The 13,614-nt window shown below is 67.9% G+C and carries 12 protein-coding genes and 1 pseudogene; 6 read left to right on the forward strand and 7 right to left on the reverse strand.

Translation table 11 applies throughout. The features are described from left to right. Positions 1 to 241: 241 nt before the first annotated feature. From ACQPWU_RS32230 to ACQPWU_RS32240, 3 genes are read right to left on the reverse strand one after another with little or no spacing between them, the layout of a single operon-like run. Positions 242 to 1,228: a hypothetical protein gene (locus tag ACQPWU_RS32230; protein WP_433428305.1), complete on the reverse strand. Its 987-nt coding sequence runs from the start codon at positions 1,226 to 1,228 to the stop codon at positions 242 to 244. 60 nt (positions 1,229 to 1,288) lie between these two features. Beyond that, entirely contained in the window at positions 1,289 to 1,945 is a 657-nt protein-coding gene (locus ACQPWU_RS32235) for a M15 family metallopeptidase (RefSeq protein ID WP_433428307.1), read from the reverse strand. Positions 1,946 to 1,975: 30 nt separating this feature from the next. Continuing rightward, positions 1,976 to 3,196: a cytochrome P450 family protein gene (locus ACQPWU_RS32240; RefSeq protein ID WP_433428309.1), complete on the reverse strand. Its 1,221-nt coding sequence runs from the start codon at positions 3,194 to 3,196 to the stop codon at positions 1,976 to 1,978. Positions 3,197 to 3,476: 280 nt separating this feature from the next. Here ACQPWU_RS32240 and ACQPWU_RS32245 point away from each other — a divergent pair. Continuing rightward, positions 3,477 to 3,656: pseudogene (locus ACQPWU_RS32245) on the forward strand (helix-turn-helix domain-containing protein); the annotation flags it as partial. A 225-nt stretch (positions 3,657 to 3,881) separates the two neighbouring features. Here ACQPWU_RS32245 and ACQPWU_RS32250 read toward each other — a convergent pair. From ACQPWU_RS32250 to ACQPWU_RS32265, 4 genes are all read right to left on the reverse strand, one after another. After that, positions 3,882 to 4,430, reverse strand: a complete 549-nt coding sequence (locus ACQPWU_RS32250; protein ID WP_433428311.1) for a hypothetical protein — start codon at positions 4,428 to 4,430, stop codon at positions 3,882 to 3,884. Positions 4,431 to 4,535: 105 nt separating this feature from the next. Then, complete coding sequence (locus tag ACQPWU_RS32255; protein WP_433428313.1) at positions 4,536 to 5,750, reverse strand: RICIN domain-containing protein; 1,215 nt, start codon at positions 5,748 to 5,750, stop codon at positions 4,536 to 4,538. Continuing rightward, positions 5,708 to 5,977, reverse strand: a complete 270-nt coding sequence (locus ACQPWU_RS32260; protein WP_433428315.1) for an RICIN domain-containing protein — start codon at positions 5,975 to 5,977, stop codon at positions 5,708 to 5,710. The genes ACQPWU_RS32255 and ACQPWU_RS32260 overlap by 43 nt, the downstream gene beginning before the upstream one ends. Before the next feature lie 105 nt (positions 5,978 to 6,082). After that, positions 6,083 to 7,096, reverse strand: coding sequence for a LacI family DNA-binding transcriptional regulator (locus ACQPWU_RS32265; protein ID WP_433428317.1), 1,014 nt, complete (start codon positions 7,094 to 7,096; stop codon positions 6,083 to 6,085). A 200-nt stretch (positions 7,097 to 7,296) separates the two neighbouring features. Here ACQPWU_RS32265 and ACQPWU_RS32270 point away from each other — a divergent pair, with 200 nt between their 5' ends. Genes ACQPWU_RS32270 through ACQPWU_RS32290 form a run of 5 tightly spaced genes read left to right on the forward strand, consistent with a single transcriptional unit; the run spans position 7,297 to position 13,580 of the window. Then, positions 7,297 to 8,199 carry a carbohydrate ABC transporter permease gene (locus tag ACQPWU_RS32270; RefSeq protein WP_433428319.1) on the forward strand — a complete coding sequence of 301 codons (903 nt, stop codon included), beginning with the start codon at positions 7,297 to 7,299 and terminating at the stop codon, positions 8,197 to 8,199. Beyond that, positions 8,196 to 9,059, forward strand: a complete 864-nt coding sequence (locus ACQPWU_RS32275; protein WP_433428322.1) for a carbohydrate ABC transporter permease — start codon at positions 8,196 to 8,198, stop codon at positions 9,057 to 9,059. The genes ACQPWU_RS32270 and ACQPWU_RS32275 overlap by 4 nt, the downstream gene beginning before the upstream one ends. Next, positions 9,056 to 10,474 (forward strand): glycoside hydrolase family 43 protein, encoded by a 1,419-nt coding sequence (locus ACQPWU_RS32280; RefSeq protein WP_433428325.1) that lies wholly within the window; start codon positions 9,056 to 9,058, stop codon positions 10,472 to 10,474. Before ACQPWU_RS32275 ends, ACQPWU_RS32280 begins: the two co-directional genes overlap by 4 nt. Positions 10,475 to 10,479: 5 nt before the next feature. After that, positions 10,480 to 11,775 carry an ABC transporter substrate-binding protein gene (locus ACQPWU_RS32285; protein ID WP_433428328.1) on the forward strand — a complete coding sequence of 432 codons (1,296 nt, stop codon included), beginning with the start codon at positions 10,480 to 10,482 and terminating at the stop codon, positions 11,773 to 11,775. Next, entirely contained in the window at positions 11,775 to 13,580 is a 1,806-nt protein-coding gene (locus tag ACQPWU_RS32290) for a pectinesterase family protein (RefSeq protein ID WP_433428331.1), read from the forward strand. Before ACQPWU_RS32285 ends, ACQPWU_RS32290 begins: the two co-directional genes overlap by 1 nt. Positions 13,581 to 13,614: the final 34 nt, after the last annotated feature.

Consider the following 13,614-nt stretch of genomic DNA (forward strand, 5'->3'; position numbering starts at 1 on the left):
ACGCCGACAGCACTCCAGTGCCGCTCTGCGCCACGGTCGGGTCTCCGTTGGCAGTGGCATCGTCGAGCTCGGGCCTGATGGCTACGGCGCCATCGTGACCAGAGCCGGGTCTCGCTGAGCGGAGCGATGGCGGGCGCATTGGCCCGCCCTTGGTAGATCATTTCAGCTCCTGGTCATGCGAGATAGCGTGCACGCGGCGTTGCGACCATCGCTGGTAGGGCCCGTGGCCGCTGCCCGCTGGTCACGCGGAGACCCGGCGGGCCGCGATCACGAGCAGGACGCCGGCACCGACCGTTGTGATCGTGTTGCTGGTCAGGTCGACCGCCTGGTCGATGGGCACGGTCAAGGTCGGCTTCCATGGGAACGAGTGCCACGCGTACGTGAGCATGGCCCCTGCCGCGAGCGCCAGCCGGTGCGCGTCCGACCAGTTGGAGCGGTGCGACCAGCGCCTCACCAGCAGGCCGACCGTGGCGAACAGGGCCAGGTAGATGAGCACGCTGCCCCACGCCGGGATGGGGATCGCCAGCCACGGCGACAGGCCGGTGGGGTCGACCGCGTAGAGGAGGACGAAGATCGCACCGGCCACCAGGGCGAAGGCGAACACCGCCCACGGGCCGGGCGCCGTCCCCTCGACCGTGGGGGCGCTGCGGCGCAGGCGCAGGCCGAGCACAACGAGCGCGGCAACCACCACGGCCGCCACGATGAACTGGGGCAGGCCGGCGAGCAGCCCTCCCTCCTGGGCGGCGTTGCCGACGGCTGCGAACACTGAGTAGACGGCGAAGATCACGCCCACGGCCACGAAGCCGCGCTTCTTCAACCATGGCGTGGTGCGACGCGGACCGGCCAGCGTCTCCATGATCGCGATCGGGACGCTGATGCTCCAGATGGTGTGCACGCCTACCATGAACATGATCCACGGCAGCGCCGTCCCCAGCGCGGGCATGTAGCCGTAGTCGAGGATGCGGATGCCGACCCAGTCCTCGTTCCAAAGCGTCTGGGTGACGAACGCTTCCTCGTACATCCCGTACGCCAGCGCGAGCGCGAGCATGGTCGGCCAGCCGCGCCCGCTCCGCCGGACCACCTCGCGGATGAACAGAGCGCCGGCCCCGTACAGGGGAAGTACGGCGAGGAACCCCACGACACCGATCGGGCTGGCGAGCGGGAAGTTCCCCATGAGGGCCTCTGCGTCCAGCGGCGCCAGGAAGAACAGCCCGATCGCGGGCGCCACGCGTATGAGTCTCGGGGCCTGGTGAGTTGTTTTCACAGATGACACCACTTTCGAGTGAATTTACAGCTGATGTAAGTCAGTCGGGAAATTAGGCATGATGGCGGTCGCGAGCCGGCCATCGCGGGCGTACGGGCAAGGGATCAACAGGTGACCGCACGAGAGCGGCCGCTTTCTTGTCGAAGACATCGATCTCGCCATAACAGGCGACCGGCGCGCTGTAGTGCGCAGCCCAGGTCTGGTTGCCGAAAACGAAGTGCCGCCATTCATCGGCGTCGTATCGAAAGCAGCGCCCGTCATCGCGTCCCGGAGTATCCGCCGATTGTTCCTGGCAGCCGTGTTCTGGGCGTTGTCTTCGAAGTAGAGCGCGGCCGGCTCCGGCCCGAAGTGGTCATACGGCGTGCCCATGTCGAGCTCGCGCCCATGTGCGTCCGCCAGGGTCAGATCCACGGCTCCCCCGGTGGCGTGTGGAGGGATGCGCCGCGAGCTCCCGGGGTCCGTGACGAAGGCCTCCGCTTTCTTCCGCGGCTCGGCTTCGTCGACATCCGGATTCCACCAGAGTGCATGGCGTCCTCCAAGACGAGAACTTCCGTCTGAACGGGAACCGCGTCCGCCCGCGCTTTCGCCATGTACGCATGGATCGGCCGAACGAGATCGCCGATCACCGCCGTCATCCCAGCGTTGCGTAAATAGAGGGCAGCGCGGAATAGGGGGGTTCATCAAGACAGTCCGTCAAAGTCTCAGGAGCGCCTAGTGGGACAACCGGACGGGGAGCCTCGCGAGGCGCCAGGACCACGGCACGTACTGCCGCTCCGGTTCACCGGCCAGGGCGAGGTCGGGGAACCGGCGGAACAGCGCGTTGAACGCGATCTCCGCCTCGCTGCGCGCCAGCGCCGCCCCCAGGCAATAGTGCAGCCCGTGACCGAAGCCCACGTGCACCTCGCGCCGGGAATCCTGCTCACGGCTCACATCGAGCCCTTCGGGGTCGGCGAAGCGGCGCGGGTCGTAGTTGGCGCTCACCAGGACCGGGATGACACCCTCGCCCTTCTTGATCGTCTGACCGTCGATCTCGACGTCCTCGGCCGCGTACCGCATCTGGGTGCCGTTCACCGGCCCGCACCAGCGCATCAGCTCGTGTACGGCACGCGGCCACAGCCCTGGGTCCTTCTTCACCAGGTCGAGCTGGTCGGGGTGGGTGAGCAGGGCCAGGGTGCCGTTGCCGATCAGGTGCGTGGTCGTCTCGTGCCCGGCCAGGATGAGGGTGATGATCATGGTGATCAGTTCGCGGTCGCTCAGCCGGTCGCCGTCCTCGTCGTGGGTGCGGATCAAAGCCGACATCAGGTCGTTCCCCGGTTCCGCGCGCCGCCGTTCGATCAGGTCCCGGGACAGCTCGATCATGCCCCGCCACGGTGCGTTCACCGCGCCGGGCGGGAGGGTCATGAGGGCCTCACCCTGCTCGCGCCAGGCGAGACGGTCCCGCTCGGGTACGCCGACCAGTTCGCAGATGACCGCGATCGGCAGCGGGTAGGCGAAGTCCTCGATCAGGTCGGTCTCGTCGTCCAGCAGGTCGAGCAGCGACTCCGTGATCTCGCCAATGCGGGGACGCAGGTCGATGACCCGGCGGGCGGTGAACTCGCGGGAGACCAGGCGGCGCAGCCGGAGGTGGTCGGCGCCGTCCGCGTCGAGGATGCTGCCGAGGAGGTAAGGGGCCACTTCCTGGTCGATGTCCGTGGCCGCCATGAGCTGCTCGCGAATGTTGCCCACATCCATCCCGGGCACGCTCGCCGGATTGTTGACGAACCGGGTGTCGCTGAGCACGTTCTTCACGTCCTCGTAGCGGGTGATCAGCCACATCGGAGTCACATCTCCGGGATAGGAGGCCCTGACCATTGGCCCCTCCTCGCGGATTCGAGCGAAGCCGCCGAAGGGGTCCTGCATGAGTGCCGGGTCTGTCAGATTGACGATGTCCACGGTTCCTCCAGCCAAGTGAGTCTCTGTCGGCTGATCTCCTCGATCAGGAGTTCGCGCATGTTCTGGTAGAGCTCGAGCACATGCGACACGGCGCGGCCCACGCCCTCCGCGGGAACGGCGATCGTTCACGCATATGGAAAAGCTACGGATGCGTTTGATGATTCGGCAATCCGTAAACGTCGTAATCGCAGTTCAGGATTGATTGATTGGCGAAACGACAATGTGGGCAAATGCAACAACTCATACCGTGTGTAGAAACCGAGCACCGGCGAGGGGACGCATGCCGGGAGGCCACCTGACATACCAGGACCGCCACAAGATCGCCGAAGGACTGGCGGAAGGGCTCGTCCAAGCGGAGATCGCCCGTCGCCTGGAGCGGCCGAGGTCGACCGTCGGCCGCGAGATCACACGCAACGGCGGCCCGCGCGGCTACCGCGCGGCACGGGCGCAGCAGGCGACCGGGAGTGACCCGAACGCGTGGCAGATCGCCCCGTTCGACACCCGGAGGCCGCCGCCAGCCCCCGCACCGTCAACCGCTCCGGCCCTCCGTCAGCCCGGGGCCGAGGCATGCGGACCACAATAACAGAGCGCGCGCTCCGGAATGATGTATCGTCGCCCTTCGACCGTTGAGGCGCACGGGAGTCTCCAGCCGGCGCGCCGCCTTCCCCAAGGCACGCTGACCCCCTCACCGCTCATCGCGCGGACCCGGTACAGCGTCCGGCGGGCCGGACATCCAGGCGATCAGGCCTATGAGTGTCAGGACGGGGATGGCGATCAACGCGGGCGAATGCCACTCGGGAGCCATCATCTCGAGATCGCCATCGTCATTGAGCAGCCAAAACCGGGTCAGGGGAGAGAGCAGCACACCCACGACCAGAGTCAGTTCGTACAGGATGAACCAGACGCCGGTCGGCACGCTGGACCTGGAGGGTGATCGATGGTTCAGCCGGTCGAGCACGGCGATGAGAGCCGCCTCGGCGGCCAGGATCAGGGTGATGCCGAGCGTCACATTCCGCGCATGCGCGACCTCCCGCTCCAGCTGCTCCAGCAACATGTCATTCCATGGCTCTTCGTACCAGGGATTGAGCTCTCCCGTCGGATGGGCGATCAGCTGGAGCGCGATCAGGTTGACCGCGGCGTACAGGACCGGGGCTGCCAGAGCGGTCGAACATAGGAGGCGACGTACGTTCATGCGCTGTTGGATGCCGATGTCGGCGCGCAGGTTCCGCGTCATCACCCTGGCGGACAAGGCGTATCAGGGTGCCGAGGGCCCGGTCGTTGTCCATCAGGCCGGCGCCCCACCTGCGGGGCGTAGGTGGGGCGCCGGTTCGCGCTTGCGTCAGGTCCCGATATTGGCCTGGGGGCCCGCGTACGTCCTGAGCAGGGACGGCACGTTGGCGGCCGGGTCGAGGCTGTAGGAGTAGAACGAGCTCGGGGTGAAGGCGGAGCCGCTGGTGGTCTGCTTGCCCGTGCAGTTGACCAGGATGCTGCCGCTCTGGCGGAGCTGCGCGGTGGAGTCGGGGTAGAAGGGGTCCTTGACCGTGTCGTAGTAGCTGTTCTCGATCACCATCTTGGTGGCGCCGCGCGAGTAGTTGCCGTAGCTGGTGACGTTCTGCAGGTAGTTGTTGTACAGATGCGCGTAGGCGACGTTGTCGGTGCTGGGGTTGCGCTGGTTGGTGTCGTGGATCCAGTTGTGGTGGATGGTCATCCGGGCCGTGACGTTGTCGGTCCAGCCGATGCCGAACGCCTTGTTGTTCTCCGACAGGACGTTCCAGGACACGGTGAGGTAACTGGTGTCCTTACGGCTGTCGATCAGCCCGTCGTTCATCCGGGTGACCGTGTTGTGGTCGATCCAGACGTGGTGGGCGGTGTCCATCTGGATGCCGTCGTAGTCGTAGAGCTTGTCGTCCTGGTCGTCGTCCGCCATGCGGGTGTCGCGGATGGTCAGGTTGCGGATGATGACGTTGCTCACGCCGGAGCCGAGGAAGAAGCCGCCGTTGACGATGTGGCCCTTGGTGCCGACGCCGACGATGGTCTTGTTGGAGGCGATTTTGATCTCGGTGCCGTACGGCGTGACGGTGACGGCGCCGTTGACCTTGATGACGTACGGCTCACTGGCGGTGGCGTACTTGACCAGGTCGGCGTAGGTGGTGACGGTCACCGTGGCTCCGGCCGCGCCGCCGGTGGTGGCATCCAGGCCGTTGCCGCTGGTGGCGGCGAACCCGTCGGCGGCGTTGGACCAGGTGCGCCCGCCGACGGAGGCGAACAGCCACTGCTTGTTGGTGTTGGCCGTGCAGGTCTCCTGGATGATCGCGGCTCCGGAGGCGGTGGAGGCGCCCTCGTCACTCATGCACAACCCGGTGGCGACACTGATGACCTGGTACGTGCCGCTCCCCGAGGCGACGAACCGCCACAACTGATTGCTCTTGGTGCCGTCACCGCACCCCCATTGCTGCAGCCGCAGCCCGCTGGTGGCCGCGCCGTTCGGCACATCGACGCACCGGCCGCTGTTCAGGTTGCGGAGAGTGTAGGAATCCGACCCGGCGGACACCACGGTGAACCGCTGCCAGGGTCAGCGGTGCACCCCCACTGCTGCAGCAACGCGCCGTTGTCCGGCGAGCCGCCGGAGACATCCAGACACATACCGCTCTTGGTCACTTTGAGCTGGTAGACACCGCCCGTCACGGGCGCGGCGGCCGCCTGGGCGGCCTGCGGCGACGCCCCGTAGACGATCGCCGTCGCCGTGAGCAGGGCGACGCCCACGAGCTTGCGCATGTACATCTCGCGTTCTCCTTCCTCGTAGCCACCGAGAAAGAAGCACCGGAATAGGTATGTCAACTCAACAAACTAAATCCGGGTCAGAAAAGGAGGTCGCGCGTGAAACTTTCATGCGGTCGCCGTGCTGGACCGTACGACGAGGGTGGTCGGCATCTCCACCCTCGCCGGCGGTCTGCCGGAGAGCAGGGCGGTGAGCCCGGCCGCGCCCAGTTCGGGCCACGGCTGGCGGACGGTCGTCAGCTCCGGCGTGGCATGCACCGCAGCCAGCGAATCGTCGAAGCCGACCACGCTCACGTCGTCAGGAACCTGCAGGCCACGCTCGCCGAGCGCCTGGTAGACCCCGAGCGCCATGACGTCGGAGCAGGCGAAGACGGCGGTCGGCGGTTCGGGCAGCGAGGCGAGCATCGCCCTGGTGGCCGTGAGAGCATCCTCCCGCTGGAAGTAGCCGCACACCTCCCAGCGCGGGTCGACTTTGAGCCCCGCCGCGCCCATGGCCCGGCGATAGCCGGCCCGCCGTTCCCTGGCGGACGGCACCCCGGGGCGGCCGGTCACGATGGCGATGCGCTCGTGGCCCAGGCCGATGAGGTGCTCGGTCGCGGCGCGGGCGCCGGCCAGGTTCGTGGAGGCGACGACGGGCATGTTGTGCGGGGCGTTCCGGGGCGGCTCGACGATCACCGCGGGGATGCCGTGGTCGGCCATCCACGTCCGCTGAGTGGCGGTCGGCATGGTGCGTACGAGCAGGACGCCGGCGCTGTCGCGCGCGCTGATCCGGTCCATCCAGGCGGGCGGTGGCTGGCCGTGCTTGGTGCGGTCGACCACGGCGGACAGGACCAGGTCCACGCCCAGCCGCCAGGCGGCCTCCTCCACGCCCTCGAGGATCGCCAGCGCGTACGCCGAGCCCAGCCCCTGTAACACGACGTCGACCAGGCTGCCCTTGGCGGGCTTGAGGCGCTGCCTGGGATAGCCGAGCCGCTCCAGCACCTCGGCGATCAGCCGGCGGGTCTGCGCGGAGACGTCCGGCCTGCCGTTGAGCGCCTTGGAAACGGTTGCCACCGAAACGCCCGCCTCCCGGGCGATCAGGGCCAGCTTGGGCAACGGCGTGGCCGGGTCTTCGACGGTCATCCTCACACTTTGCTCCGCTGAGTCCGCAGGCCACCAGACCATCGCACCGAAAATTTCGAGATTGCGGCGATTTTTCCTGCTCAGTGGCATCTCGTACGGTCACGGGCCATTGACGTTGCGTTCGTGCTACCGCAACGTTTCCTGCAACCGCTTGCAGCATCCGGCACAACGGCCGGAATCGTAACAAAGGAGTCACATACGTGGCCGCCGTTCCAGCGACCCGTCGTCCTCGCCGGGGAGCGCTGACGCCCTACCTGCTGATCGCTCCGTCGTTGGTCGCGATGCTCGGGTTCCTCGTCTACCCGATGGCCAGCGTGATCTACTACAGCCTCCAGCGGTACAACGTGACCAAGCCCTGGGACAACGGCTTCGCCGGGCTCGACAACTTCCGCAGGCTGCTGTTCGAGGACCCGCTGTTCTGGCAGAGCCTCGGCTTCACCGCCCGCTGGGTGGTCGTCGAGGTCGCGATCCAGTTCGTGCTGGGGCTCGTGCTCGCGCTGATCGTGAACGAGAGCTTCGTAGGCCGGGCGCTGTCGCGGGCACTGGTCTTCTCGCCGTGGGCCGTCTCCGGCGTGCTGACCACCGCCATCTGGGTCCTGCTCTACAACCCGCTCACCGGGATGTCGCGCTACCTCGCCGACATGGGCCTGATGGACTACGGGGCCGCGCCGCTGGCCAACCCCGGCACGGTGTTCTGGGCCGCAGTGGTGGCCGAGCTGTGGCGGGGGGTGCCGTTCTTCGCGATCCTGCTCCTGGCCGACCTGCAGTCGGTGTCGAAGGAGCTGTACGAGGCGGCCTCGGTCGACGGCGCGAGCCGGATGCGCAGGTTCTTCCACATCACGCTGCCGCACCTGAGGGACGCGATCATCCTGTCCACGCTGCTGCGCTCGGTGTGGGAGTTCAACAACGTCGACCTCCTGTACACGCTGACCGGCGGCGGCCCGGCCCACCAGACCACCACACTGCCGCTGTACGTCGCCGGGCTGGCCGCACAGTCGCACGACTTCGGCTATGCCACGGCGCTGACCACCGTGGCGTTCGTGATCCTCACCTTCTTCTCCATCGTCTATCTGCGTCTGAGCAAGTTCGGGGCGAAGTCATGACCCTGGTGTCCGAGCGTCCGCGCGTCCTGTCCGCCCCGGTGCGAGCCCGGGCGAACCGGGTGTCCCGCTGGCAGATCTACGTCCCGCTGGGCCTGTACCTGCTGTTCACGCTGGTGCCGTTCTACTGGATGCTGGTCTTCGCGTTCCGCCCGGCGGGATCGATGTCGATGGTGCCGTGGCCTATCACGTTCGAGCACTTCGACACGGTCTGGAATGGGATGGGGTTCGCCGTCTTCTTCCAGAACAGCCTGCTCGTCGGCCTCGCCTCCCTGATCGCCACCACGGTCGTCGCCCTGGCCGGCGGGTACGCCCTGGCCCGCTACACCTTCCGCGGCAAGGGCGCGTTCATGGTCGGGATGCTCTGCACGCAGTTCATTCCGGGCGCCCTGATGATCATCCCGCTGTTCGAGATCTTCCGGACACTGGCGCTGACCAACTCGCTGTGGAGCCTGGTCATCGCGGAGACGGTCTTCCAGCTGCCGCTCTCCCTGATCCTCATCAGCGGCTTCATCAGGAACATCCCGTACGAGCTCGAGCAGGCGGCCTGGGTCGACGGCTGCTCGCGGCTGCGCGCCTTCCTGGCCATCGTGCTGCCGCTGCTGCGCCCGGCGCTGGTGGCGGTCGGCTCGTTCGCCTTCATCCACAGCTGGAACAACTTCCTTTTCGCCCTCATGTTCATCAACGACCAGGAGAAGTTCACCGTGCCCGTGGGCCTGGCCTACAACCTCGGCGAGAACAGCGTCGACCTCGGCGCCCTCGCCGCCGGCGGCGTCGTCGCCGCACTGCCCGTCGTCATCGTCTTCGCCTTCATCCAGCGCTACCTCGTCCAGGGGCTGTCGGCCGGGGCGGTGAAGGGATGACCTCGACCTACCGCAACCCCGTCCTGAACGCCGACTGGTCCGACCCCGACGTGATCCGCGTCGGCGACGACTTCTATCTGACGGCCTCGACCTTCACCAAGGTGCCAGGGCTGCCGATCCTGCACTCGCGTGACCTGGTGAACTGGACGATCATCGGGCATGCCGTGACCAGCGGCTACGACGATGTGCGGCCCGGCTGCGGGGTGTGGGCGCCCTCCCTGCGCCACCACGACGGCCGCTTCTGGATCTTCTACGGCGACCCCGACGTGGGCATCCACCAGGTGAACGCCGCCGACCCGCGCGGGCCGTGGACCGAGCCGCACATGGTCAAGCCCGGCCTCGGGCTGATCGACCCGTGCCCGCTGTGGGACGACGACGGCCAGGCCTACCTGGTGCACGCCTGGGCCAAGAGCCGCGCGGGTGTGAAGAACCGGCTCACGCTGCACCGCATGTCGCCGGACGCCCGGAAGGTGCTGGACGAGGGCACCCTGGTCATCGACGCCGACCTGCTTCCCGGCTACCGGACGCTGGAGGGACCCAAGCTCTACAAGCGCGACGGCGTCTACTGGATCTTCGCTCCGGCCGGGGGTGTGGAGCAGGGCTGGCAGTCGGTGTTCCGAGCCGATTCGGTCTTCGGGCCGTACGAGGACCGGATCGTGCTGGAGCAGGGCGGCACCGAGGTGAACGGGCCTCATCAGGGCGGCTGGGTGGACACCGCGTCCGGTGAGCACTGGTTCATGCATTTCCAGGACCGTGGCCCCTACGGCCGGGTCGTCCACCTGCAGCCCATGACCTGGGCAGAGGACGGCTGGCCGGTCATGGGCGACAACGGCGAGCCGGTGGCCGAGGCGCCCGTCCCGGTCGAGGGTGGCACGCCGAGTGAGCCCGCCACCTCCGACGACTTCGCCGGGCCCGAGCTGGGGCTGCAGTGGAGCTGGCAGGCCAACCCCGACCCCTCCTGGTGGCAGGTGAGCGACGGCACCCTCCGCCTGGCCTGTGTGCCGGGGTCGGAGGATCTGCGGGAGCGTCCGTCCGTGCTCGGGCAGCGGTTGCCCGGCGACCCCTGCACGGTCACCACCAGCCTCACCCTGGAAGGCCAGGGGAGGGCGGGGCTGGTGGTGACCGGTGACACCTACGCCTTTGTCGGGGTGGAGCGCACACCGGACGGGCTGGTGCTGGTGTGCGGGGACATGGAGCCGGTGCCGGTGCGCGACCAGGTCGTCATCGGAGCACGCGTCGGCGAGGGCGCGCTGGTCACGTTCCTGGCCGACACCGGCGACGGGCTGTGCGAGGTCGGTACGCCCTTCCAGGCCACCCAGGGCCGCTGGGTGGGAGCGGTGCTCGGCCTGTTCGCCGCGGGAGACGGCACAGGACAGGCGATCTTCGACCGGTTCACCGTGGACATCGAGAGGTAGAGGCAATGAGACGACAAGCGCCGATCGCCGTGATCACGCTGGCCGCCGCCGTTCTGGCCGGGTGCGGCTCGGACACGGGCTCCGACGGCAAGACCAAGATCACCTTCTGGGACACCAACGCGGGTCCCGCCCGCACGCCGATCTGGCAGCACGCCATCGCCGAGTTCGAGAAGGCCAACCCGACCATCGACGTCAACTACGTGGGAGTGCCGATCGCCCAGGCACCACAGAAGATCGACACCGCCATCGCCGGCGGCGGCGTGCCGGACGTGGCCGACGTGTCCACCTCGGGGCTGGGCAATCTCGTCGCGCAGAAGGCGCTCGAACCGGTGGACGAGCGCATCGCCAAGAACCCGGCGCTGAACGGCAAGTTCAACGAGGCCCTCCTGACCACGGTCAAGAACGTCGTGCCGGACCACAAGACGTACATCATCCCGCTGTCCACCAACGCCGGAGCGTTCTGGTACCGCAAGGACTGGTTCAAGGAGGCGGGCCTCGAGCCGCCCAAGACGTGGAGCGAGTTCTTCACGGCGGTGGACAAGCTGACCAAGCCGAGCGAGAACAGGTTCGGCTTCACCATTCGCGGCGGCGCCGGCTCCATCGCCCAGATGCTGGAGGTCGTCTACGGCCAGTCGGGGATCACCGAGTTCTTCGACGCCTCGGGCAAGGCCACGCTCAACGACCCGCGCAACGTGACGGCGCTGGAGAAGTACGCCGGGCTCTACAAGAAGAACACCCCCGAGGCCGACCTGCAGAACGACTACGTCAAGATGGTCGCCCAGTTCGACACCGCCGGCAGCATCGCCGTCATGCAGCACAACCTGGGCTCCTACCAGGACCACATCAAGGCGCTGGGCGCCGACAAGGTGGCCTCCTTCTCCGTGCCCAAATCCGACTCCGGGGTCCAGTCCGTGCTGTCCAACCCGGTCGGCGGCGTCGGCGTCTTCTCCGGCTCCGAGAACAAGGAGGCGGCGTTCAAGCTGGCGGAGTTCTTCGCCTCCAAGGACATGGACGGCTACATCGCCGACAAGAGCGGCGTCATCCCGGCCAACACCGACGTGCCTCCGTCCCAGGCGGCGCACATCACCGAGGCGCAGCGGGTGATGAACGACCCGGCGACCAAGGTGGTGCAGATGCCCTACCACCTGCCGGAGTTCAACGACATCACCAAGACGTGGGCAGAGCCGCAGTTCCAGAAGGTGCTGCTCGCCCAGCTCAGCGCCAAGGACTTCCTGGACCAGTTCGCGGCCAAGCTGACCGAGGCGCAGGCGTCCTACAAGCAGCGCAACGGAGGATCCTGATGAGACGTCTTCCCCTGCTCGCCGTGCTCGTGGCGGCGCTGACGGCGGCCGCCCCCGCCCCGGCGACGGCGGCCACGCGGTGGCCGGATCGGGCCGACGGGTTCGCCTCGCTGAACGCCCTCGGCGTGGACGGCACCACCGGCGGCGCGGCCGGCCAGACCGTGACCGTGGACAACCAGGCCGACCTGGAGCGGTACGCCACAGCGACCGAGCCGTACGTCATCAAGGTCAAGGGCTCGATCAAGATGGAGCCGTACGGCAGGGAGATCGAGGTCGCCTCCGACAAGAGCATCGTCGGCGACGGCGCGGGCGCCGAGATCGTCCAGGGCGGCTTCTTCCTCAACCAGGTGCACAACGTCGTCATCCGCAACCTCACGATCCGTGACTCCTACGTCCCCGGCGACTGGGACGGCAAGAGCAAGGACTACGACGGTGTGCAGATGGACGGCGCCCACCACGTGTGGATCGACCACAACCACTTCACCCGCACCGGCGACGGACTGCTCGACATCCGCAAGGACAGCGACTACGTCACCGTCTCCTGGAACGTGTTCAGCGACCACAACAAGGCCATCGGCGTCGGCTGGACCTCCAACGTGGTGACCAAGGTGACCATGCACCACAACTGGATCCGCGGGACGTTCCAGCGCAACGGCAGCATCGACAACACCGAGGCCGCGCACCTGTACAACAACTACGTCCAGGACATCGGCATGTACGGGACCATGATCCGCGGCAGCGGCAAGATGGTCGTCGAGAACAGCTACTACCGCTCGGTGCCCGACCCGATCGTCGCCAAGGACCCGGGCTCGCAGGTGGTCCAGCGCGGCAACGTGTTCGACGGCACCCGCGGGCGCACCGACAACGTGGGCACCGCGTTCGACCCGTCCGCCTACTACGCCTACACCCTCGACCCCGCCGACCGGGTGCCCGCCATCGTCACCCACGGCGCGGGACCGCTCGGCGGGGAGCGGCCGGCGCCGCGCCGCATCACCGTGGCGCTCGACGGCACCGGCGACTTCGGCAGCGTCCAGGCCGCCGTCGGCGCTGCCCCGCGCGGCGCGGTGATCACGGTCAAACCCGGCGTCTACCGGGAGATGGTCAGGGTCTGGCCGGACCGCCGCGACCTCACGATCAAGGGCGCGACCGGCCGCGCCGAGGACGTCGTCATCACCTACGAGCTGCCCGCGAACGGCCAGAAGTTCTACGGCGGCACGTGGGGCCCCGCAGGCAGCGCCACCGTCGGCCTGCTCGGCAGCGACATCACCGTCGAAGACGTCACACTCCAGAACACCTACGACGAGTCGGCCGCCCCCGGCCCGGCTCCCGCTGTACAGACGGCCGGTGAACGGATCGCCTTCAAGAACACCCGTCTCCTCGGCAACGAGGGCGTCTACCAGTCCGACGGCCGCCGCGCGTACCTGCGCGACTGTTACATGGAGGGCGACGCCGGCATCGTCCGAGGCCAGGGCACAACCGTCCTGGACCGCTGCGTGATCAGGTCGCTCGGCCCCGGCAGCGTGACCGCGGGCGGCTCCGTCCTCATCGCCGGCAGCCGGCTGGAGGGCGACGCGGCCAGGTCCGTCTCCCTGGGCACCTCCGGCGGCGTCGTGGTCCGCGACTCCTGGCTGGGCGCGCAGATAAAGGATGATCCGTGGGAGGGCGCGGGCCGCTTCGCCGAGTACCGCAACACCGGCCCCGGCGCGGCCGTCACGGCGGACCGGCCGCAGCTCACCGACGACCAGGCGCGCGACTACACCGTTCGGGCGTACCTGGGGAACTGGACTCCCTTCCACGGCACCTGACGCGGCTCCTCGCGGCGGCGCGGCCCCCCGCGCC

The sequence above is a fragment of the Nonomuraea sp. CA-141351 genome, assembly GCF_050944675.1.
Classification (GTDB): Bacteria; Actinomycetota; Actinomycetes; order Streptosporangiales; family Streptosporangiaceae; genus Nonomuraea.

What these genes read in the sequence shown, in the direction of transcription:
- ACQPWU_RS32235 (WP_433428307.1), bottom strand. Translation starts at nt 1,945, where the DNA reads ATGAACCCCCCTATTCCGCGCTGCCCTCTATTTACGCAACGCTGGGAT.
- ACQPWU_RS32250 (WP_433428311.1), bottom strand. Translation starts at nt 4,430, where the DNA reads ATGACGCGGAACCTGCGCGCCGACATCGGCATCCAACAGCGCATGAAC.
- ACQPWU_RS32260 (WP_433428315.1), bottom strand. Translation starts at nt 5,977, where the DNA reads ATGTACATGCGCAAGCTCGTGGGCGTCGCCCTGCTCACGGCGACGGCG.
- ACQPWU_RS32265 (WP_433428317.1), bottom strand. Translation starts at nt 7,096, where the DNA reads ATGACCGTCGAAGACCCGGCCACGCCGTTGCCCAAGCTGGCCCTGATC.
- ACQPWU_RS32275 (WP_433428322.1), top strand. Translation starts at nt 8,196, where the DNA reads ATGACCCTGGTGTCCGAGCGTCCGCGCGTCCTGTCCGCCCCGGTGCGA.
- ACQPWU_RS32280 (WP_433428325.1), top strand. Translation starts at nt 9,056, where the DNA reads ATGACCTCGACCTACCGCAACCCCGTCCTGAACGCCGACTGGTCCGAC.
- ACQPWU_RS32285 (WP_433428328.1), top strand. Translation starts at nt 10,480, where the DNA reads ATGAGACGACAAGCGCCGATCGCCGTGATCACGCTGGCCGCCGCCGTT.
- ACQPWU_RS32290 (WP_433428331.1), top strand. Translation starts at nt 11,775, where the DNA reads ATGAGACGTCTTCCCCTGCTCGCCGTGCTCGTGGCGGCGCTGACGGCG.